Raw genomic sequence first — 21,704 nt, forward strand, 5'->3', positions numbered from 1 at the left:
GTGATGAGTTTGTAGGCCGGGTAAGGCGACGCCGCTACCCGGCCTACAACGTCAGTCGTTAAACGGCGGTGCTTTATCCAGCACGGCCTGAATAACATTCAGTGCGCCATGATGATTGTTGTCATCGGTCGCATAGCGGGAGAGCGCCTTAATATTGTCCGCGGCGTTACCCATCGCGAAGGAATATTTCGCCAGTTTCAGCATTTCTGCATCGTTGCCGCTATCGCCAATGGCGACGCACTCCTGCGGGGAGATCGCCCAGCGCTTCAACAAACGGCTAATACCGTTCGCTTTGTGCAGGCCGGGAATAATCAGGTCAATAAACCCAAAACCGCTGGTGACCGGCTTCATCACGCCTTCAAGAGAAATATGCAGCGCGTCTACCAGCTGCGGGATCTGCTCGTCCGGCAGATTAAGCGAGAACTTGAACAGTTTATCGTTGATTTCGCTGTAATCACTGATGCGCTTCAGGCGGTAATAGTGTTTCGACATCAGTTCAACAAAGTGTTCCGGCGCGTTATCGCTGACATAAGCACTTTCCAGGCCGCAGGCGACAAAGTTAAGCGTGGGATCTTTAATCAGTTCGCCGATGACGATCTGCGACTCGTGCTGCGTTAACTCGCCGTGGAAGCGTTCCTGTCCGTGCTCATACACCAGCGCGCCGTTTTCGGCGACATAGGAAATGGCGTCACGTACCTCAGGGAAAAAGGTAATAAGCTGGTAGTACTGGTTGCCGCTGGCGACCACAAATTCAATACCGCGCTGCTGAAGCTGGTCAAACTGGGCTAAAAAACGCTGGCGATCATAGGTCTTGGCGTCACTAAGAAACGATCCATCCATGTCGGTGACGATAACTTTAACGGTCATAACTACGCTCCTGGCGAAAACGGCAATGCGAGGTATTTTAATGCGTAAGCGAAGCAATGCACGCATAAATTACCCGGACCTGACGAAGGCATAAATTTCTGCACAATAGAGCAAATCATGCAGTCTCGCCAGGCGCGCCCCACAACACAAGGAGGTGCCTGGCCTTTATTCTCCGCATACCTCACATCCCGCCGCCCGCATCAGTTTCATTTCGCGGAACTGACAGGTCATGGCGTCATACATCACGATCTTTCCTGCGGCAGGCGCACCATAGTGGGCCAGTACTTTGATGGCTTCCATCGCCTGCATTGAACCGATCACGCCGACCAGCGGGGCCATCACGCCAGCCTCAACGCAGGTGAGGGCGTTCTCGCCAAACAGACGGCTCAGGCAGCGGTAGCAGGGTTCGCCGTCCTGCCAGGTAAAGACGCTGATCTGTCCCTCCATACGGATGGCAGCACCGGAAACCAGCGGGATTTTATGCGCAAAGCAGCCCGCGTTAAGCTGCTGGCGAATGGCGACGTTATCAGTGCAATCCATCACCACATCGTGCTCTGCAATCAACGCCAGGAGCGCGGCATCGTCGAGCAGGGCATTAACGGGCGTCAGGATGATATGCGGGTTAATACGCGCCAGCGCATCGCGGGCGGAATCAACTTTAGGCTGACCGATAGTGGCGTCGCTGTGCAGAGTTTGCCGCTGAAGATTGGACACCGAGACCGTGTCGAAATCCAGCAGCGTCAGGTGTCCGACGCCGGCACCTGCCAGATATTGCGCCGCCGCGCAGCCCAGACCGCCCAGACCAACGATCAGCACCCGCGCGGCTTTGAGGGCTTCCTGGCCCTCAAAATCAAACCCGCGCAGCACGATTTGCCGGTTATAGCGCATCATTTCTGCATCGCTGAGTTCCTGCGTCATGACAGACCTCCCAGCAGCGCGTTAAACGGCTCCACCTCAACCCATTCGCCAGCCTCAACGTTACCACGCTCGCGTTCCAGCACGATAAAGCAGTTGCCCTGGCTGAACGAGCTGAAAATATGCGAACCCTGATGGCCGGTGGTATGCACTTCCAGCTCGCCCTGTGCGTTCGGCTTTAACATACCGCGCTGAAAATCGAGACGTCCCGGTGATTTTTTTAGGCGGCTGGCGCTACGCACGCGCTGACGAGGCGGCAGGAGGGGGGCGTTATTGCCGCTGAGTTTTGCCAGCAGTGGCTGCACCAGTTGATAAAAGGTCAATGCCGCTGAGACCGGATTGCCCGGCAACCCACAAAACCAGCTCTCGCCCAGCTTGCCGAAGGCGAAAGGTTTACCCGGCTTAATCGCCAGCTTCCAGAAAGCAATTTCGCCCAGTTCTTCAAGAATTGTTTTGGTGTAATCCGCTTCGCCAACCGACACGCCGCCCGAACTAATCACCACGTCTGCCTGGTCGCGGGCGCGAATAAAGGTCTCGCGTAGCCGCTGCGGATCGTCGCGAATGATACCGAGGTTAATGACTTCGCAACCAAGCTGTTCCAGCATCAAATGTACCGTCAGGCGATTGGTATCATAAATCTGTCCTTCCGCCAGCGGCTGACCCGGCAGTTGGAGTTCGTCGCCGGTGGAAAACAGTGCCACCCGTACTTTGCGCACGACGTTAACTTCAGCAATACCGAGAGAAGCCAGAATCGGCAGTTCAGCGGCGGTGAGGCGGGTCCCGCGTGGCAGCACCGTGGCACCGTGGCGAATATCCTCCCCGCGACGGCGGATGTTTTGCCCTTCACGCACCGGCGCACTAAAGCGCACGCCTGCGTCAGACACCTCCGTTTCTTCCTGCATCACGACCGCATCGCAGGCCGCAGGAATCGGTGCGCCGGTCATAATGCGAATGCAGGTGCCCTCAGGCCATTGCCCCTGAAATGGCTGTCCGGCAAAACTTTTTCCCGCAACCGGCAGCGGCTGGCCAGCGTTGAGATCCGCCCGTCGAACGGCATAACCGTCCATCGCTGAATTATCAAAGCCGGGAACGTCCAGCGGCGAAACGGTATCCTGTGCCGTCACGCGACCAAAAGCCTGAACCAGCGGAACGCTTTCCGCTTCCGTCAACGGAACGATGCGGTTGAGCATCTGCGAAAGGGCGTTGTCGAGCGGTATCAGTCCGTCGGTAAAATTCATGGCAAACTCCTGCGGAAAAAATCGAATGCGCCATTATGGCAGAAAACGGCTTTTAGCTGTATGCCACCATCGGCTTAACCTTTACATCACCGCCGCATCTTTCTATATTCAAAAATTGTATATAAGAGTCGCCACGGTAATGATATCTATAGAAAAAGCCGTGACGCCGTCATGACAGGAAGGGAAAGATGGGAAAAGCGGTTATTGCTATTCACGCGGGAGCAGGCGCGATAGCCCGTGCGCACATGACGCCGGAGCGTGAACAGCAGTACATTGCCGCGCTCTCTGCGGTCGTTGAAACCGGGCAGGCAATGCTGGAGGCCGGGAAGAGCGCACTGGATGCGGTAACCGAAGCGGTTAGGCTGCTGGAGGAGTGTCCTCTCTTCAACGCGGGGATTGGCGCAGTCTACACCCGCGATGCAACCCATGAGCTTGATGCCTGCGTTATGGACGGCAGCAGCCTGAAGGCAGGCGCGGTGGCAGGCGTTAGTCATTTGCGCAATCCGGTACTGGCCGCGCGGCTGGTAATGGATCATAGCCCCCACGTGCTGCTTATTGGTGAAGGTGCCGAAAATTTTGCCTTCCGTCACGGCATGGAGCGCGTCGACAGCGCCCTTTTTTCCACGCCGGAGCGTTATGAACAGTTGCTTGCTGCGCGCGCCGACGGCGAGCTGCGGCTTGATCACCATGCTGCACCGCTGGATGAAACCAGAAAAATGGGCACCGTTGGCGCGGTGGCGCTGGATAACGCCGGAGACCTGGCGGCCGCAACATCTACCGGCGGGATGACCAATAAACTTCCTGGACGCGTGGGCGATAGCCCGATTCCGGGGGCCGGATGCTATGCCAATAACGCCAGCGTGGCGGTCTCCTGTACCGGCACGGGCGAAGTTTTTATGCGCACGCTGGCCGCTTATGATATTGCTGCATTGATGGAATATGGGGGTCTTAGCCTGCTGGAAGCCTGCGAACGTGTGGTGATGGAAAAACTGCCGGCGCTCGGTGGCAGCGGTGGGCTGATTGCTATTGATCGGGAAGGTAATGTGGTCCTGCCGTTTAATAGTGAGGGCATGTATCGTGCCTGGGGCTATGCAGGCGATACGCCAACAATTGGAATTTACCGCGAATAAGGAGACGCTGTTGCCGGAAGGTCAACCATTCGCTGCCAGCGACGTGCTGGCGGTTAACAATCTGAACATCTCCTTTGCCCAGGAGCAGGGAAGTGTCTCTGCCGTGCGCAATCTGTCGTTCACCCTGCAGCGCGGAGAGACGCTGGCGATCGTCGGCGAGTCAGGCTCGGGGAAATCGGTCACTGCGCTGGCGCTGATGCGCCTGATTGAACAGGCCGGGGCGACCGTTTCCTGCGATCGGTTTTTACTGCGCCGCCGCAACGGCCTGACGATTGAACCTGATAAGCTCTTGTCATCGCAGATGCGCCGGGTGCGCGGTGCGGATATCGCCATGATTTTTCAGGAGCCGATGACCTCGCTGAATCCGGTATTTACCGTCGGCGAGCAAATTGCCGAGTCGATTCGTTTACATCAGGGGCTCGGGCACCATCAGGCGCTGGCCGAAGCCAAAAAAATGCTTGAACAGGTACGCATTCCGGAATCGCAGTCGGTGCTGAACAGCTATCCCCATCAGCTTTCCGGCGGTATGCGTCAGCGGGTCATGATTGCGATGGCCCTGTCATGCCGTCCGGCGGTGCTGATTGCCGATGAGCCGACCACCGCGCTGGACGTCACTATTCAGGCGCAAATTTTACGCCTGATCGACGTTTTACAGCAGGATATGGCGATGGGGGTAATTTTTATCACCCACGACATGGGCGTGGTTGCCGATATCGCCGACCGTGTTCTGGTGATGTACCAGGGGGAAGCGGTGGAGACAGGCAGCGTGGAGCAGATCTTCAACGCGCCGCAACATCCTTACACCCGCGCGCTGCTGGCTGCCGTACCGCGCCTGGGCGCGATGCGCGGCAGCGATTTGCCGCGTCGCTTCTCGCTTTCTGGCGATGAGCAGGAAGACGAAGGCGGACAGGACACCGTGGTTCCCGGCAAGCCCGTTCTTGAGGTTCGCGATCTGGTTACCCGTTTTCCGCTGCGTAGCGGGATCCTGAACCGCGTCACACGCGAAGTTCACGCGGTAGAAAAGGTCAGCTTTGATTTATGGCCGGGTGAAACGCTGTCGCTGGTCGGGGAATCCGGCAGTGGTAAATCGACTACCGGACGCGCCTTATTGCGGCTGGTCGAATCGCAAAGCGGCACCATTACTTTCAACGGTGAGCGCATCGACACGTTGCCCACCAGCAGGTTACAGCCGCTACGCCGCGATATTCAGTTTATTTTTCAGGATCCGTACGCCTCGCTGGATCCCCGGCAGACGGTGGGTTATTCGATTATGGAGCCGCTGCGGGTCCATCGACTGCTGGAGGGGGAAGGTGCCCAGCGGCGGGTGGCGTGGCTGCTGGAGCGCGTCGGGCTGAAGCCGGAGCACGCCTGGCGCTACCCGCATGAGTTTTCCGGCGGTCAGCGCCAGCGCATTTGTATCGCTCGTGCGCTGGCGCTGAACCCAAAAGTGGTGATCGCCGATGAATCGGTGTCCGCGCTGGACGTATCTATCCGTGCGCAGATCATTAACCTGCTTCTCGATCTCCAGCGCGAGATGGGGATCGCCTTTTTGTTTATCTCACATGATATGGCGGTGGTGGAGCGTATCAGCCACCGTGTCGCGGTGATGTACCGGGGGCAAATAGTGGAAATTGGCCCGCGCCGGGCGCTGTTCGAAAATCCACAGCATCCGTATACCCGCAAATTGATGGCGGCCGTTCCGGTGGCCGATCCTGCGCATCGTCGCCCGCAGCGCGTGCTGCTGTCCGATGATATTCCGGGAAATATTTACAAGCGAGGAGAAGAGGTGACTATTGCACCGCTGCAGCAGGTTGCGCCGGGGCATTACGTTGCGCGTTCTGGTTCGCAATTATAAATAATAAGGCAGGGGCCTCAGGAGAATAACATGACACAACGCATGACAGATAAATGGCTTATTGCCGCCGGGATCGCTTCCGCGCTGGCGGCAGCACCGGCATTCGCAGCAAAAGACGTCGTCGTGGCGGTAGGGTCGAACTTCACTACCCTCGACCCGTATGATGCGAATGACACATTGTCGCAGGCCGTGGCAAAATCGTTTTATCAGGGATTGTTTGGCCTTGATAAAGACATGAAGCTGCAAAACGTGCTGGCGGAAAGCTATACCGTTTCCGATGATAACCTTTCGTACACCGTTAAATTACGCCAGGGCGTGAAGTTCCAGGACGGCACGCCGTTTGACGCGGCGGCGGTCAAGGCAAACCTCGATCGGGCCAGCAATCCTGAAAACCATCTCAAGCGTTTTAATCTGTATAAAAACATTGATAAAACCGAAGTGGTCGATCCTTCCACGGTAAAAATCACCCTTAAACAGCCGTTCTCCGCGTTCATTAACGTGCTCGCGCATCCGGCCACAGCGATGATCTCCCCGGCAGCGCTGCAAAAATACGGTAAAGAGATCGGCTTCCATCCGGTCGGCACCGGGCCATATGCGCTGGAGACCTGGAATCAGACCGATTTCGTGAAGGTGAAGAAAAATCCGGGCTACTGGCAAAAAGGGCTACCGAAGCTGGACACTATCACCTGGCGTCCGGTGGTTGATAACAATACCCGCGCCGCCATGTTGCAGACCGGCGAAGCGCAGTTTGCCTTCCCGATCCCTTACGAGCAGGCCCCGCTGCTGGAGAAAAACAGCAAGCTGGAACTGGTTGCCAGCCCGTCGATTATGCAGCGTTACATCAGTATGAACGTAACGCAAAAACCGTTCGATAACCCGAAAGTGCGCGAAGCCATCAACTATGCGATTAACCGTCAGGCGCTGGTGAAAGTGGCCTTCGCCGGTTATGCCACGCCAGCGACGGGCGTGGTGCCACCGGCTATCGCCAATGCCCGGAGTTATCAACCGTGGCCTTACGATCCGGCGAAAGCACGTGAGCTGCTGAAAGAGGCGGGTTATCCCAACGGTTTCAGCACGACGCTGTGGTCGTCGCACAACCACAGCACTGCGCAAAAAGTCCTGCAATTTACCCAGCAGCAGCTGGCTCAGGTTGGCATTAAGGCGCAGGTGACGGCGATGGATGCCGGCCAGCGGGCGGCGGAAGTGGAAGGAAAAGGGCAGAAAGAGAGCGGTGTGCGCATGTTCTACACCGGCTGGTCGGCCTCGACCGGCGAAGCGGACTGGGCGCTGTCGCCGCTGTTCGCGACCCAGAACTGGCCGCCAGCGCTGTTTAACACCGCGTTCTACAGCAATAAGCAGGTGGATAGCGATTTGGCCGATGCGCTGAAAACCAACTCGGCTGAAGAGAAGACCCGGCTGTATAAAGACGCGCAGGATACTATCTGGAAAGAGTCGCCGTGGGTGCCGCTGGTGGTGGAAAAACTGGTCTCTGCCCACAGCAAAACGCTGACTGGCTTTTACATCATGCCGGATACCGGCTTCAGCTTCGACAATGCGGATCTTAAGCAGTGAGGCTGGCCGCTTATTGCTCCCAGGGACGGGGGCTGACATTGGCCGGTAGGGGGGCGGCGTGAAATAATGCTTAACTATTTCATCAAACGCCTGCTGGGATTGATCCCAACGCTGCTGATTGTTGCAGTGCTGGTGTTTTTATTCGTCCATCTGCTGCCCGGCGATCCGGCGCGGCTGATTGCCGGACCGGAAGCAGACGCCCAGGTGATCGGTATGGTGCGTCAGCAACTGGGGCTGGACCAGCCGTTACATGTTCAGTTCTGGCACTACATTACCAACGCCCTTCAGGGTGACTTCGGGCAGTCGATGGTCTCCCGTCGCCCGGTCTCGCAGGAAATTGCCAGCCGCTTTATGCCAACGCTGTGGCTGACGCTGGCAAGTATGGCCTGGGCTGTGCTGTTTGGTCTCGCGGCAGGGATTGTCGCGGCCGTGTGGCGTAACCGCTGGCCGGATCGTATTGGTATGACGCTGGCCGTTACCGGCATCTCCTTTCCGGCGTTTGCGCTGGGGATGCTGCTGATGCAGGTGTTCTCGGTTGAACTCGGCTGGCTGCCCACCGTCGGCGCGGATAGCTGGCGACATTATATTCTGCCTTCGCTGACCCTGGGCGCGGCGGTGGCGGCGGTAATGGCCCGCTTTACCCGCGCCTCGTTTGTCGATGTGCTTAACGAAGACTACATGCGCACCGCCAGAGCGAAAGGGGTCAGTGAAACCTGGGTGGTGCTTAAACACGGCCTGCGTAATGCGATGATCCCGGTAGTGACGATGATGGGCCTGCAATTCGGCTTTTTGCTTGGCGGCTCTATCGTGGTGGAAAAAGTCTTCAACTGGCCGGGGCTGGGACGTCTGCTGATTGACTCCGTGGAGATGCGCGACTACCCGGTGATCCAGGCGGAAGTATTACTGTTTTCTCTGGAATTTATTCTTATCAATTTAATGGTGGATCTGCTTTATGCCGCGATTAATCCCGCTATCAGGTACAAATAAGTGCGACTGTTAAACTGGCGGCGTCAGGCCATTATAGATGCCATGCCTGGCGTCAAACCTGACCGGGTACGTACGCCGTGGCACGAATTCTGGCGGCGTTTTCGTCGCCAGCCGCTGGCGATCGCCGCCGGACTTTTCGTCCTGCTGCTGATTGTGGTTGCGGCTATCGCGCCGTGGATCGCCCCTTTTGATGCGGAAAACTACTTTGATTATGACCGGCTGAATGCCGGGCCTTCCGCATTACACTGGTTCGGCGTTGACTCGCTGGGGCGCGATATTTTCAGCCGGGTGCTGGTCGGCGCACAGATTTCGCTGGCGGCAGGGGTGTTCGCGGTTCTTATCGGCGCGCTGATTGGCACGGTGCTCGGCCTGCTGGCGGGCTATTACGAAGGGTGGTGGGACCGCGTCATCATGCGTATCTGCGACGTGCTGTTTGCCTTTCCCGGTATTTTGCTGGCGATTGCAGTCGTGGCGGTGATGGGAAGCGGCATGGCTAACGTGATTATCGCGGTTGCTATTTTCTCGGTTCCCGCTTTTGCCCGGCTGGTGCGCGGCAATACGCTGGTGCTCAAGCACCAGACGTTTATTGAATCTGCCCGCAGTATCGGGGCCAGCGATATGACGATTCTGTTCAGCCATATCCTGCCGGGAACGGTGTCGTCGATTGTGGTTTATTTCACCATGCGTATCGGCACGTCGATTATCTCCGCCGCAAGCCTCTCCTTCCTTGGCCTTGGCGCACAGCCGCCGACGCCGGAGTGGGGCGCGATGCTCAACGAGGCCCGCGCCGACATGGTAATGGCCCCGCATGTGGCGTTGTTCCCGGCAATTGCTATTTTTCTGACGGTGCTGGCGTTCAACCTGCTGGGGGATGGACTACGGGATGCGCTGGATCCGAAAATTAAAGGGTGACGGCTACAGTTTGTAGGCCGGGTAAGCGCAGCGCCACCCGGCATGCTCGCGCGCAATGGCTGAAACGCTGCGCCAGTTTTGCCCGGCGGCGCATTCGCTTGCACGGGCCTACAGTTTGATATTAACCCCCGAAAACGTTGGCCGGGTAAACGCAGCGCCACCCGGCATTTAGCCTGCTATGGCGGCATTAACTTTTTCCATCAGCGCAGCCTTTGCCTGCGCCGTTAAAGAAAGAGTGCCGTTCTGCACATCGATATCACCCCGATCGATCCGTGCTTTCAGCCAGTCTTCAATAAAAGCAGGCGCGTAGCCGCCGGTGGTGAATTGTCCACCAAACGCGATAATATCAGGATAAGCTTTCAGATAGTCTGCCTGTGTCACCTGTGGATGCGCATTAGCGTATAGCCAGAACTGGATATCGTAGAGCAGATAAGAACGCTCGTCGGCGTGGAGCGCAAAGAAGCCTTTATCTTCAATGATTTGGCGCGCAACTTCACGAATCGCCTGTTCAATGTTCGGTACGCGATCCGCGCGGGAGCAAAGGTCGGCGAGGGTGGCAGAAAAGGCGCCGTGCCGGGCCATCTCCAGATCCGCCTGTTTATCCTCGGCAGAAGTGTCATAAACCTCGTCATTTACCAGCCCGCAAATAAAATTTTCGAAATTATCGGCAAGCCAGGTAACGCGGTAATCGTCTTCCTGATCAACATGCACCACGGCAGGCTCGCCTTCAGGTCCGCACTCGCGATAATCAAGAAAAACCATATCATGACCCGCAGACGGGCAGTCGCAGATGGCGATACCAATATCCGGGTATTGCCACTCCTCTATCCAGAAACGGCTACCAAAATCGCCGCCTAATGAATTTGCCTTTTCCCGGCCAATGCCCATGATGCCGGTGATGGCGATATGATCTTCCGCCCAGCTTGTCGGTTCCCCGGTCGGAAAATTGAGATGGTGTGGAATGCCGCCATTCTGCTGTTTCATCAGCCAGATGTAAGATGCGGGCAAGCGATAACCCAGTTCCAGCTCCAGTTCGCGGATAAGCGCATCGTCAGGTGGGGCGCTGACATATTCTTTGCGCGCGTAGTCGCTGTCGTCCCAGAAGGTGGCCAGATCGAGGTTCTTAAAGAAGGGAGCAGTCATTAAAGCACTTCCTTTTCGCTAACGAGAAAAAAGCACTGTAACATTGAATTGGTTAAGAGGAAGAGCGCCGTCCGTAAACGGCGCTGTAAATTACACCCGACTTCCCCACAAATCATATTCGTCGGCGTTTTCGACTTTCACCCGCACGACGTCGCCCGGCTTGACGTTGGTTTCGCCGTTAAGATAAACCGCGCCGTCGATTTCCGGCGCATCGGCCATACTACGGCCAATGGCGCCTTCTTCATCCACTTCATCAATAATGACCAGGATTTCCCGACCGACTTTCTCCTGCAGACGGCTGGCGGAGATCTCCTGCTGAAGCTGCATAAAGCGGTTCCAGCGTTCTTCTTTTACCTCTTCCGGCACCTGGTCCGGCAGGTCGTTTGCGCCTGCGCCTTCGACCGGGCTGTATTTGAAGCAGCCCACGCGGTCCAGCCGCGCTTCTTTCAGGAAATCCAGCAGCATCTGGAAATCCTCTTCCGTTTCGCCAGGGAAGCCGACGATGAAGGTCGAGCGCAGGGTCAGTTCCGGACAGATTTCACGCCACTGCTTAATGCGCGCCAGCTGGCGGTCAACGGATCCAGGGCGTTTCATCAGCTTTAGAATTCGCGGGCTGGCGTGCTGTAGCGGAATATCCAGATACGGCAGGATTTTGCCCTCCGCCATCAGCGGGATCACGTCGTCCACGTGCGGATACGGATAGACGTAATGCAGACGCGTCCAGATACCCAGTTTCGCGAGCTGCTCGCACAGGCTGACCATGCTGGTTTTTACCGGCTCGCCGTTATGGAAACCGGTACGGTGCTTCACGTCCACGCCATAGGCCGAGGTGTCCTGAGAAATGACGAGGATCTCTTTAACCCCCGCATCCACCAGACGTTTGGCTTCGCTTAGCACATCGCCGATGGGACGGCTGACCAAATCGCCGCGCATGGACGGGATGATGCAGAAGGTGCAGCGATGGTTGCAGCCTTCAGAAATTTTCAGGTAAGCGTAGTGACGCGGCGTCAGCTTTACGCCCTGTTCCGGCACCAGGCTCAGGAACGGATTATGCTTCGGTTTCGGGACATAGTGGTGAACGTGGTTCAGGACCTGCTCATAGCTGTGGGGCCCGGTGATCTCGAGAACCTTAGGGTGCACTTCGCGGATCTGATCCTCTTTAGCGCCCAGGCAGCCGGTGACGATCACCTTGCCGTTTTCATTCAGCGCTTCGCCGATGGCTTCCAGCGACTCCTGTACGGCGCTGTCGATAAACCCACAGGTATTGACGATCACCATGTCGGCATCGTCATAACGGGGTACGACATCATAGCCTTCGGTGCGCAGCTCGGTCAGGATGCGTTCAGAATCGACGAGGTTTTTTGGGCAGCCAAGAGAGACAAAGCCGATACGCGGTTGTTGCATGCTAGTACGCTCACAAAGTAAACAGTAAAAAAACCGGGCGATTTTACACGCCTTTGCAGAGAGTCTCTACTGGAAGTTTTTACTGGTGGAGAATGAAAAGAAGGATGGATGTGGTGGTTTATTGACCTTGCGCACCATTTTGTACAAAAAATAAGCATATTATATACAGTGCCGATAGCTGACACAGGAGGGAAAAAGCATGTCATTCGACAGACTTCATCACAACCTGCTGAATAAGCTCATTGATGCTCGTGTTGACATTGATGCTTATCTGCAACTCCGGAAGGCAAAAGGCTATATGACGGTGAGCGAAAGCCAGGCCTTACGCGACCATCTGTTTATGCTTTGTGCCGAACTGCGGCAAAATGCACCGCAACTGAAGAGAGATTGCGCTCCACAGGAATTTGAGGCGCTGCGTCACGCGGGAGAATCCATCGCCAAAGCCGCTGTATGCCTGATGAGCGGTCATCACGATAGCCCTCAGTACGTAACCGTTGATACTCATAAGCTGGGAAGCTGTCTGAGTACCTTAACCCACAGCATTCATTGCCTGCGCAATACCACGCCGCTTACCGAGGCGTGATCCTCCGGGGGAGGCTGCTCCCCCGTTTTCGTTAAGTTTTTGTAAAAGTGCCGCCATCATGGGCGCGGCTGGCTAACCTTATGGGACAACGCCTAAAAGGAGCCTGCCATGCGACGACTTGCGACCTTCTCCGTTTTCAGTTCACTGTTCTTTCTTTCGCCGCTGTATGCCGAACCGCTAAAGGTGGAGATTTTACAGAATAAACTGGATCACCCGTGGGCGATGGCCTTTTTGCCGGACAACGGTGGCATCCTGATCACCCAGCGGGGCGGACAGCTTCTGCACTGGCAGCCGGGTAAAGGCCTCTCCGATCCGATTACCGGCGTACCCCGCGTGTGGGCTAACGGGCAGGGCGGTCTGCTGGATGTGGCGCTGGCTCCCGATTTTGCCGATTCTCGCCGCGTCTGGCTGAGCTATGCGGAAGCAGGGCAGGACGGTAAAGCGGGAACGGTGGTGGGCTATGGGCGTCTGAACGATGACGCATCGCGGCTGGAAAACTTCCAGGTGGTTTTTCGCCAGATGCCCAAACTCTCTACCGGCAACCACTTTGGCGGCCGTCTGGTCTTTGACGGCAAAGGTTACCTCTTTATCGGACTGGGCGAAAATAACCAGCGACCTACCGCTCAGGATCTCGATAAATTACAGGGTAAAGTGGTTCGTCTGACCGATCAGGGCAAAATCCCCGAGGATAATCCTTTTGTGAATAAGGCGGGCGCGCGGCCAGAAATCTGGTCATACGGCATCCGTAACCCGCAGGGCATGGCGATGAACCCCTGGAGCAATACGCTGTGGCTGAATGAACACGGCCCGCGCGGCGGCGATGAAATCAACATTCCTGAAAAAGGCAAAAACTACGGCTGGCCGCTGGCGACATGGGGGATCAACTACAGCGGATTAGCGATTCCGGAGGCGAAAGGTGAGATTGTGGCGGGCACTGAGCAGCCAGTGTATTACTGGAAAAAATCACCGGCCATTAGCGGCATGGCGTTTTATAACGCAGATACCTTTCCACAGTGGAAAAACAAAGTGTTTATCGGCGCGCTGAAAGATCAGGATGTGATTGTGATGAGCGTCAACGGCAATAAAGTTACTGAAGACGGTCGCATTCTCGGCGATAAAAAGCAGCGTATTCGCGACGTCCGCGTCGGGCCGGACGGTTACCTGTATGTGCTGACGGACGAATCGGAAGGTGAATTACTGAAGGTCAGCCCCGCCGGTTAAGACGGGGCTGGCAGGAACTCAGGTGACCGGGATCATCACTACGTCCCGCCAGGCCTGACGTTCGGCAAGCTGCTGATACCAGCGCCGGAGGTGAGGATGCGGCTGCCATTGTTCAACGGCGTTAAACAGGTTGTAGACGAACGGCCCTACGGCAATATCGCCGAGACCAAACTGCTGGCCCGACAGCCACGGCTGCGTCGCCAGCGCATCATCCAGCAGGCTAAAGAGGGTTTCACAAGTCCTGATGCCCTCGTCAATGGCCTGCCGATCGCGCTTCTCCGGTGGCGTCCTGACCAGTCCCATCAGGATCACCCGATGCGCCGGTGACAGCGTGCCGTTAGCCCAGTCCATCCATTTGTCTCCCTGCGCCCGCTCGGCAGGCGCGTCGATCCACAAACGGTTTTGCCCGTACTGCGCGGCCAGATAGCGGACAATACTGTTCGACTCCCACAACACCAGGTCAGTTTCATCATCGCGTAACAGTGGAACGAGACCATTGGGATTCATCGCCAGATACTCGGCGTCGTGATTAAGGCCATACTCCAGCCCGGCCAGGATTTGCTGGTAGGGAAGCTCCAGCTCCTCCAGCGTCAGGCGCACTTTTTTAACGTTGGTCGAATTATTTCTGCCCCATAGCGTAATCATAGATACCTGCCTTCAAGTGGATGTGATTCGAGTATGTTATGGATGATGTTGAATTAAAGTAAACATTCAGGCAACCGGGATCAAAAAAATCGCACTCGCTTCTGTACGATCGGGCGAGATTGCGTAAGCTTCTAAAACCGCATTCCCTTGGGGATGCTTGAATAAGTTTGTAAGTTACTCCCCGGCAGGTGTAACAGCATGTTATGTTGTCGTGATTTTAAAAGGACATCTGGGTGGCATTTATGACGCGTTCCGCTTTTTCTCTTCGCGGCCTTGTGGCTGGCTCGACTCTGTTACTTCTCGTTTCACCTGTGCTTCAGGCTGCGGAACAGCTTCCCGCTGCGCCGACCCTTGACGCGCGTGCGTGGATATTAATAGATTACGCCAGCGGTAAAGTGCTCGCCGAGAGTAATGCCGATCAGCAGCTTGATCCGGCAAGCCTGACGAAAATTATGACCAGTTATGTGACCGGACAGGCGCTGAAAGCAGGCAAGATCAAACTGACCGATATGGTCACCATTGGTAAAGATGCCTGGGCGACTGGCAACCCGGCGCTGCGGGGTTCATCGCTGATGTTCCTGAAGCCTGGCGATCAGGTGTCGGTTGAAGACCTGAATAAAGGGGTCATTATCCAGTCCGGTAATGATGCCAGCATCGCGATTGCTGACCATGTGGCGGGCAGCCAGGACGCTTTTATTAGCCTGATGAACACCTATGCACAGAAACTCGGGCTGACCAATACCACCTTTAAAACGGTACACGGCCTGGATGCACCGGGGCAGTTCAGCACCGCGCGTGATATGGCGCTGCTGACCAAAGCGATGATCCACGATGTGCCGGAAGAGTACGCCGTCCACAAAGAGAAAGAATACACCTTCAATAAAATCCGCCAGCCTAACCGTAATCGGCTGCTGTGGAGCACCACTATCAATGCCGACGGGGTGAAAACCGGTACCACCGCCGGAGCGGGGTATAATCTGGTGGCTTCTGCTACCCAGGGCGATATGCGCCTGATTTCCGTGGTGCTGGGCACCAAAACGGACCGCATTCGTTTTAATGAATCAGAAAAGCTGCTGAGCTGGGGCTTCCGTTTTTATGAAACCGTCACGCCGATCAAACCAAATGCCCCTTTCGTCAATCAACGCGTCTGGTTTGGTAACGTCAGCGAAGCGAAACTGGGGGCAGGTGAGGCGGGCTCGGTGACGATCCCGCGTGGGCAGCTTAAAAACCTTAAAGCCAGCTACAACCTGAATCAGCCGCAGCTCACGGCACCTCTGGCAAAAGGGCAGGTCGTCGGCACCATCGACTTCCAGCTGAATAATAAAACCATTGAACAGCGTCCGCTGATTGTGATGGAAGCGGTGGAAGAGGGGGGATTCTTCAGCCGCATGTGGGATTACGTATTAATGAAATTCCACGAGTGGTTTGGCAGCTGGTTCTCCTGATTTACCAGAGCAAATCGATTGACTGCGCTTTCGCCAGCGCAGTCAGTTCCTCATCCGGACAGCTGTCGCTGACGATGGCGTCAAAGCAGGTCAATTCTCCCATTCGTGCCGGACGCACTTTGCCAAATTTACTGTGATCGACCACTAGCACATGATAGCGCGCGTGGCGCATCGCCCACTGTTTCACCGGCAGTTCATCGAGGTTAAAACAGGTTGCGCCGTGCTGCGGATCGACGCCTGCTGCGGAATAAAAGGCAACATCCGGGCTAAGGTGGCCCAGCGTTTCCTGAAGCGTTAGCGGCTTGAAAATAGCGTTGCTGGGGTGAAATTCACCGCCGCAGAGGATCACCCGGCACAGCGGTTTTTCCTGTAAGGCGAGAAAGGTGTTGAGCGAGTAGCAGATCCCGGTAAAGGGAAGGTCATCGCTGATGGCGTCGATAATCCACGGCGTGGTGGTACCGCAGTCAAAAAAGGCCATTTGATGTGGCTTGAGTAAGGTAGCGGCGAGGCGGGCTGCTTTACGCTTTTCCTCAACCAGCCGCGTTTTTTGATCGCTTATCAGATAGTGGCTGGCCCCGCGCGGCTCCAGCACCACATAGCCGCCGAGCAACACCACCGGTCCGTCGTGGCTGTTCAGATCGCGACGAACCGTCATTTCTGACACGTCGAGCAGAGCGGCTGCCTCTTTCAGATGCAGTTTATCGCTGCGTTTCAGCGCATGGATCAGTTTGCCAATCCGTTCGTCGCGTCGCGTTTCCATAAATCCCCGGCAGGTCTCGTTATAAGCCAGCAATATTACCTGCCCGCAGGCGACTAGTCACGCACCCACCCTTTACGGATAGGCATGGAGAAGCAGAGGCGATATAACTGCTGTAGCCGCAGATAGAGCGCGTTGCCTGCCATCAGCCAGAGCATCTGCGCGGCCAGACAGCCGGTGATAGCCGCCAGAAAACCGCCCAGCATATCCAGCGGCCAGTGTACGCCAAGGTAAACGCGTGACCAGGCGATTGCGCAGGCCATCACCAGCAGGACCGCCGCCGACCACAGGCGGTGCCAGAAAAGAAACGCCAGCGCGAAGGTAAAGGCAATCGTGCCATGGTTGCTGGGGAAAGCATTATTCGCTTTGTGCATGAGGAAGTTGTAACCGACACCCGCCGCAAAAGGGCGCTCATGGGGGAACAGCGTCCCGATAAGCCAGGAAACCGTCAGGCTCACCACCATCGCCAGCGTTACTTTGATCACCAGTTGGCGCTGAGCACAGACCTGCTCGCGCGGCCCCCATAGCCAGAGCGCAACCGCCATCAGCGGCACGACTTTGATCAGGTCGTCGGCAATCATCCGGGCGAGGGTGAGGCTCCATTGCGCAGAATCAGGGGTGGCATTGATGACGTAAAACAGGGCGTAGTTAATATTTTCCAGCATACATTCCATACTCATGCGTAAGAGAGAGGCTCCGGTACGGCGCTAACCTTAAAAGTCCATCGCGAAGCGGTAAAGCGGTTTTGTCTTAATAGTCTGTCCGTTAGCGGATCGCCGCCAGGCATTATGTCAGTAATGTGACAGCGTTCTCTGACTATAATCCGGCAAGATTAAGCGAACCTTAAACCGTCGGGATTTCATATTTGCTTTTCCCGGCTATAATCTCTTCCTTGCTTTTCCATACTCCGCTCATTGAGCGCGTTTTTCGTCATTAAGAGATTTCATGCAAAACCGTTTATCTTCCGGCAAACGTCTGGGCCGTCAGGCATTGCTGTTCCCGCTGTGTCTGGTGCTTTACGAATTTTCCACCTATATCGGCAACGACATGATCCAGCCGGGAATGCTGGCGGTGGTGGAGGAGTATCAGGCCGGTGTCGAATGGGTGCCGACGTCGATGACGGCATATATGGCAGGCGGGATGTTTATTCAGTGGCTGCTGGGGCCGCTATCCGACCGTCTGGGCCGTCGTCCGGTGATGCTCACCGGCGTGGTGTGGTTCATCGTGACCTGTCTGGCGACGCTGCTGGCGCAAAATATTGAGCAATTTACCGTACTGCGCTTTCTACAGGGCATCAGCCTGTGCTTTATCGGCGCGGTAGGCTATGCAGCGATTCAGGAATCCTACGAAGAAGCGGTGTGTATTAAGATCACTGCCCTGATGGCAAACGTCGCGTTGATTGCGCCGCTTTTCGGCCCGCTGGCCGGAGCGGCGTGGGTGCATATCGCGCCGTGGGAAACGATGTTTGTTCTGTTCGCGCTGTTATCGGCCATCGCCTTTTTTGGCTTGCAGCGAGCGATGCCGGAGACCGCCACGCGCCTCGGTGAAAAGCTGTCGCTGCGTGAGCTGGGCTACGATTATAAGCAGGTGCTGAAAAACCCGTTATTTGTGGCGGGGGCGCTGGCGACCGGGTTTGTCAGTCTGCCTTTGCTGGCGTGGATTGCCCAGTCGCCGGTCATTATCATCAGCGGCGAGCATGCCAGCAGTTATGAATACGGCCTGCTGCAAATTCCCATTTTTAGCGCACTGATCATGGGGAACCTGGTGCTGGCGCGGCTGACGTCACGGCGCACCGTGCGTTCGCTCATTATTACGGGCAGTTGGCCGATCGTGGCCGGGCTGCTGCTGTCGGCGGTGGCCACGGTGGTTTCCTCCCATGCTTATCTGTGGATGACCCTTGGGTTAAGCCTTTATGCGTTCGGGATCGGGCTGGCAAACGCCGGGCTGGTGCGTCTGACGCTGTTTGCCAGCGACGTCAGTAAAGGGACCGTCTCTGCGGCGATGGGGATGCTGCAAATGCTGATTTTCACCGTGGGCATTGAGCTAAGCAAGCATGCGTATCTGCTGGGTGGAAACGGCCTGTTTAGCCTGTTCAACCTGGCGAGCGGCGTTCTGTACGGTGGGCTGATCATTGCCTTTCTGAAGAACAACGCGGTGGGGAATACTCAGTAGCTGACATGACGCACACTGCCGGGTGAGGGGAGTCTCACCCGGCAAGGCATTACTGAAACGGCGCCTCGCGATCCAGCACGTTATCAATAATCCCCAGTACGCCTTCATCATTATTCAGCGGGGCCTCGAAGCGAGCCACGGCTTTGACCGCTGGCGACGCGTTGGACATGGCAAAACTGAATCCTGCCTGACGCAGCATTTCAATATCGTTGCCGCTGTCACCAAACGCGACCACTTCGCTATCGTCAATACCCCAGCGCTTCTGCAAAATCCGCAGGCCGTTCGCCTTATGCACGCCGGGGATAATCAGGTCGATACTGCCGTGGCCGGTCGTCACGGCGGTCATCATATCGCCCAGCGCCGTATGCAGTAGTTGCTGCATTTCCGGCACCAGCGTATCCGGAATATTCAGCCCGAATTTGAGGAAGGTATCGTCAATATTATCGAAGCTATCCACCTCTTCCAGACGGTGATAATAGCGGGCAGCAATCGCTTTAAACGCCTCGTCGTAATGTCTGAGCGTATAGGCGCTATTCTTCCCGCAGGCGATAATTTCAATATTGGTCAGCGTTTGCAGATGCTCAACCACCGCATCGAAATGGGCTTTCGGCAGATTGCAGTTAAAGATATCGTGCTGCGCATCAACCACCCAGCCGCCGTTTTCGGCGACAAAGGCGATTTCATGCGCAATCTCCGGGAAAAAGGAGATCAGCTGGTAGTACTGATTGCCGCTTGCCACCACAAAACGGATGCCCTGCTGCTTCATGCGCTGGTACTGGGCCAGAAAACGCTCGCGATTATAAATTTTAGCATCGCTGAGAAAGGTGCCATCCATGTCGACGGCGATAAGTTTAATGCTCATCAATGACTCTCCATAGCAGGGGCCGGCGTGGGTTTAGCGACCGCTTTAGCCACCACGGCGGCGATCAGGACCAGGCCCAGAACCACCATCATAGCGCTACGCAGGCCATAATGCTCGCCGAGGAAGCCAAGCAGCGGCGGGCCGACCAGGAACGCCAGATAACCGGTAATGGCGACGACGCTCACCCGGGTTGCAGCATCCGGTCCGGTATCGCTGGCGGCAGAGATCGTCAGCGGGAAGCCCAGCGACGCGCCCAGTCCCCACAGGATTACCGACATGCCCGCGACCCAGGCGCTGTCAACGAAGATAATCAGCGCAATCCCCAGCGCGCCCATTACCGCGCTGGCACGGACTACCGCCACCCGGCTGTAGCGATCGATAAACCAGCCGCCGGTAAAACGTCCCACCGTCATGCCGAGGGTGAATCCGGTGTAGACCAGCGAGCCGGAGGTTGGACTGAATCCGTGGCCGTCTACCATTAACAGCGGCAGCCAGTCATTCGCGGAGCCTTCGGCAAACGCCATCGCCAGCACGATCACGCCAATCAGCAGCAATTGAATATCGCGATAAAACGGCAGTCCTTTCTCCGCCGTGGCGGCCGTTTCCGCGCTGTTTTTGCCGGTGCCGTCCGGAATGGCTTTGATGGCAATGGCAATGGGGAGGATAGCGAACAGCGCGGCGAGCAGAATATGGATATTGGCCGAAACCCCTAACGCGGTCAGCATCATACCTACGCCCGCACCGGCCAGCGTGCCAAAACTATAAAAACCGTGCATCATCGGCAGCACCGTTTTATTGATTTCCCGCTCGACCGTCGCACCTTCAACGTTAATAGCGACTTCCGCCGCGCCAAAGCTGCCGCCAAAAATGGCCAGTCCAAAGGCAAAGCACAGCGCCGATGAAAGCCACAGCGCCCCGCTCAGCACCATCATGCCCAGCACCGCGCAGGACATGGTGGCGCGGATCACTTTGCGGGTGCCATAACGTTTGACCAGCCAGGCGGAAGATAAAATACCGCTCATTGAGCCTACCGAAAGGCCAAACAGCACCACGCCCATCTCTGCGGTCGAAACCGATAAAATATCGCGAATTGCCGGGGTACGTGTCGCCCAGGAGGTCATCAGCAGACCAGGTATAAAAAAGAAGGCAAAAAGAGCCCAGGTACGTAACTGCAGGGCCTTACGAGGCGTCATGGCTATGTTTCCCTATGCGCAAAAAATATCACCGCAGACAACACTAGCAACTCCGTGTACATTTGTACATAAACTGGATATGAGGAATTCTAATGGCTCGTCCGCCCAATGATCCGCTGCGCCGGGAGAAAATTCTTCAGGCGACGCTTGAAACCATCGCGACTCACGGCATTAACGCGGTGACGCACCGAAAAATTGCGCAGTGCGCCGGTGTGCCGCTGGGATCGTTGACCTACTATTTCGCCGGTATAGATGCGTTGCTGGAAGAGGCGTTCAGCGGCTTCACCGAACAGATGTCCGTTCAGTATCTGGCTTTTTTTCAGGATGTACAGAACCGGGCGCAGGCAGCGGAGGCGGTAGCCGAACTGATTTTCAGTGCCCAGATGACCACCGTCAGAAATATGGAGCTGATGTATCAGCTTTATGCCTATATGAGCAAGAAACCGGCGTTAAAGGGCATCATGCAAAACTGGATGCGCCGCAGTCAACAAACGCTGGAGTACTGGTTCGAGCCGGTCACCGCCCGCGCGCTGGACGCGTTTATTGAAGGCATGACGCTCCATTTTGTCATTGACCGCCAGCCGCTGACGCGGGACGAAATACGCTGCATGGTGGCAAGGATTGCGGGTGGGGGATGAATTTCAGGCAACAAAAAACCCATCAACCTTGAACCAAAACGGCGGGGTTGATGGGCTCCACAAATTGGGGACATCAAAGAAAAGCAGTGGCACTAATTATGACTAGCGGCCAAAGGAAAAGTTCTCAGCGGTTGCAAAAAATTTTCGTTATCCTGCAAACTTCAG

At 56.2% G+C, this 21,704-nt stretch carries 20 protein-coding genes; 10 read left to right on the plus strand and 10 right to left on the minus strand.

All coding sequences use genetic code 11. From position 1 onward, the window contains the following. Nucleotides 1-51: 51 nt before the first annotated feature. The 3 genes from P0H77_RS08245 to moeA form a co-directional block, all read right to left on the minus strand. On the minus strand, nucleotides 52-867 hold the full coding sequence (locus P0H77_RS08245; RefSeq protein WP_276164394.1) for a Cof-type HAD-IIB family hydrolase: 816 nt from the start codon (nucleotides 865-867) through the stop codon (nucleotides 52-54). A gap of 165 nt (nucleotides 868-1,032) precedes the next feature. Further along, nucleotides 1,033-1,785, minus strand: coding sequence for a molybdopterin-synthase adenylyltransferase MoeB (gene moeB, locus P0H77_RS08250; RefSeq protein ID WP_276164395.1), 753 nt, complete (start codon nucleotides 1,783-1,785; stop codon nucleotides 1,033-1,035). Continuing rightward, nucleotides 1,782-3,020: a molybdopterin molybdotransferase MoeA gene (gene moeA / locus P0H77_RS08255; protein ID WP_276164396.1), complete on the minus strand. Its 1,239-nt coding sequence runs from the start codon at nucleotides 3,018-3,020 to the stop codon at nucleotides 1,782-1,784. The genes moeB and moeA overlap by 4 nt, the downstream gene beginning before the upstream one ends. Before the next feature lie 188 nt (nucleotides 3,021-3,208). On the opposite strand from moeA, the gene iaaA reads away from it, so the two are divergent. The 5 genes from iaaA (at nucleotide 3,209) to gsiD (ending at nucleotide 9,476) form a co-directional block, all read left to right on the plus strand. Continuing rightward, on the plus strand, nucleotides 3,209-4,150 hold the full coding sequence (gene iaaA / locus P0H77_RS08260) for a beta-aspartyl-peptidase (protein WP_276164397.1): 942 nt from the start codon (nucleotides 3,209-3,211) through the stop codon (nucleotides 4,148-4,150). Further along, entirely contained in the window at nucleotides 4,062-6,005 is a 1,944-nt protein-coding gene (gsiA, locus tag P0H77_RS08265; RefSeq protein WP_276164398.1) for a glutathione ABC transporter ATP-binding protein GsiA, read from the plus strand. Before iaaA ends, gsiA begins: the two co-directional genes overlap by 89 nt. Before the next feature lie 30 nt (nucleotides 6,006-6,035). Further along, nucleotides 6,036-7,577 carry a glutathione ABC transporter substrate-binding protein GsiB gene (gsiB, locus tag P0H77_RS08270; RefSeq protein ID WP_276164399.1) on the plus strand — a complete coding sequence of 514 codons (1,542 nt, stop codon included), beginning with the start codon at nucleotides 6,036-6,038 and terminating at the stop codon, nucleotides 7,575-7,577. Between the two features lie 66 nt (nucleotides 7,578-7,643). Then, nucleotides 7,644-8,564, plus strand: a complete 921-nt coding sequence (gsiC, locus tag P0H77_RS08275) for a glutathione ABC transporter permease GsiC (RefSeq protein WP_276164400.1) — start codon at nucleotides 7,644-7,646, stop codon at nucleotides 8,562-8,564. Further along, the gene (gene gsiD, locus P0H77_RS08280) at nucleotides 8,565-9,476 is read left to right on the plus strand and encodes a glutathione ABC transporter permease GsiD (protein ID WP_276164401.1); all 912 of its coding nucleotides are present in this window, start codon (nucleotides 8,565-8,567) and stop codon (nucleotides 9,474-9,476) included. It abuts the gene before it with no gap. A 168-nt stretch (nucleotides 9,477-9,644) separates the two neighbouring features. Here gsiD and P0H77_RS08285 read toward each other — a convergent pair whose 3' ends face one another. Together P0H77_RS08285 and rimO are read right to left on the minus strand one after the other, a co-directional pair. After that, nucleotides 9,645-10,619: an SMI1/KNR4 family protein gene (locus tag P0H77_RS08285; protein WP_276164402.1), complete on the minus strand. Its 975-nt coding sequence runs from the start codon at nucleotides 10,617-10,619 to the stop codon at nucleotides 9,645-9,647. A 90-nt stretch (nucleotides 10,620-10,709) separates the two neighbouring features. Then, nucleotides 10,710-12,023 (minus strand): 30S ribosomal protein S12 methylthiotransferase RimO, encoded by a 1,314-nt coding sequence (gene rimO / locus P0H77_RS08290; protein ID WP_276164403.1) that lies wholly within the window; start codon nucleotides 12,021-12,023, stop codon nucleotides 10,710-10,712. 199 nt (nucleotides 12,024-12,222) lie between these two features. Between rimO and P0H77_RS08295 the strand changes: the two genes are divergently transcribed. Both P0H77_RS08295 and P0H77_RS08300 read left to right on the plus strand, forming a co-directional pair. Then, entirely contained in the window at nucleotides 12,223-12,606 is a 384-nt protein-coding gene (locus tag P0H77_RS08295) for a biofilm formation regulator BssR (RefSeq protein ID WP_276164404.1), read from the plus strand. A 108-nt stretch (nucleotides 12,607-12,714) separates the two neighbouring features. Then, nucleotides 12,715-13,827: a PQQ-dependent sugar dehydrogenase gene (locus tag P0H77_RS08300; protein ID WP_276164405.1), complete on the plus strand. Its 1,113-nt coding sequence runs from the start codon at nucleotides 12,715-12,717 to the stop codon at nucleotides 13,825-13,827. An 18-nt stretch (nucleotides 13,828-13,845) separates the two neighbouring features. Here P0H77_RS08300 and P0H77_RS08305 read toward each other — a convergent pair whose 3' ends face one another. Beyond that, complete coding sequence (locus P0H77_RS08305; protein ID WP_276164406.1) at nucleotides 13,846-14,472, minus strand: glutathione S-transferase family protein; 627 nt, start codon at nucleotides 14,470-14,472, stop codon at nucleotides 13,846-13,848. Nucleotides 14,473-14,714: 242 nt separating this feature from the next. Here P0H77_RS08305 and dacC point away from each other — a divergent pair, with 242 nt between their 5' ends. Next, nucleotides 14,715-15,917, plus strand: a complete 1,203-nt coding sequence (dacC, locus tag P0H77_RS08310) for a serine-type D-Ala-D-Ala carboxypeptidase (RefSeq protein ID WP_276165077.1) — start codon at nucleotides 14,715-14,717, stop codon at nucleotides 15,915-15,917. 1 nt (nucleotide 15,918) lies between these two features. On the opposite strand, the gene deoR is transcribed toward dacC, so the two are convergent. Together deoR and ybjG are read right to left on the minus strand one after the other, a co-directional pair. Further along, nucleotides 15,919-16,677, minus strand: a complete 759-nt coding sequence (gene deoR, locus P0H77_RS08315; RefSeq protein ID WP_276164407.1) for a DNA-binding transcriptional repressor DeoR — start codon at nucleotides 16,675-16,677, stop codon at nucleotides 15,919-15,921. Between the two features lie 53 nt (nucleotides 16,678-16,730). Then, nucleotides 16,731-17,339, minus strand: a complete 609-nt coding sequence (gene ybjG / locus P0H77_RS08320; protein WP_276165078.1) for an undecaprenyl-diphosphate phosphatase — start codon at nucleotides 17,337-17,339, stop codon at nucleotides 16,731-16,733. A 280-nt stretch (nucleotides 17,340-17,619) separates the two neighbouring features. Between ybjG and P0H77_RS08325 the strand changes: the two genes are divergently transcribed. After that, nucleotides 17,620-18,846: an MFS transporter gene (locus P0H77_RS08325; protein WP_276164408.1), complete on the plus strand. Its 1,227-nt coding sequence runs from the start codon at nucleotides 17,620-17,622 to the stop codon at nucleotides 18,844-18,846. Nucleotides 18,847-18,895: 49 nt separating this feature from the next. Here the strand turns inward: P0H77_RS08325 and P0H77_RS08330 are convergent, their stop codons facing one another. Both P0H77_RS08330 and P0H77_RS08335 read right to left on the minus strand, forming a co-directional pair. Continuing rightward, a complete protein-coding gene (locus P0H77_RS08330) occupies nucleotides 18,896-19,708 on the minus strand; it encodes a Cof-type HAD-IIB family hydrolase (protein ID WP_276164409.1) in 813 nt (270 codons plus the stop codon). After that, complete coding sequence (locus P0H77_RS08335; RefSeq protein WP_276164410.1) at nucleotides 19,708-20,901, minus strand: MFS transporter; 1,194 nt, start codon at nucleotides 20,899-20,901, stop codon at nucleotides 19,708-19,710. The genes P0H77_RS08330 and P0H77_RS08335 overlap by 1 nt, the downstream gene beginning before the upstream one ends. A 92-nt stretch (nucleotides 20,902-20,993) precedes the next feature. Between P0H77_RS08335 and P0H77_RS08340 the strand changes: the two genes are divergently transcribed. Then, nucleotides 20,994-21,539: a TetR family transcriptional regulator gene (locus P0H77_RS08340; protein ID WP_276164411.1), complete on the plus strand. Its 546-nt coding sequence runs from the start codon at nucleotides 20,994-20,996 to the stop codon at nucleotides 21,537-21,539. Nucleotides 21,540-21,704: the final 165 nt, after the last annotated feature.

Origin of the sequence: Superficieibacter sp. HKU1 (genome assembly GCF_029319185.1) — a bacterium.
GTDB lineage: Bacteria > Pseudomonadota > Gammaproteobacteria > Enterobacterales > Enterobacteriaceae > Superficieibacter.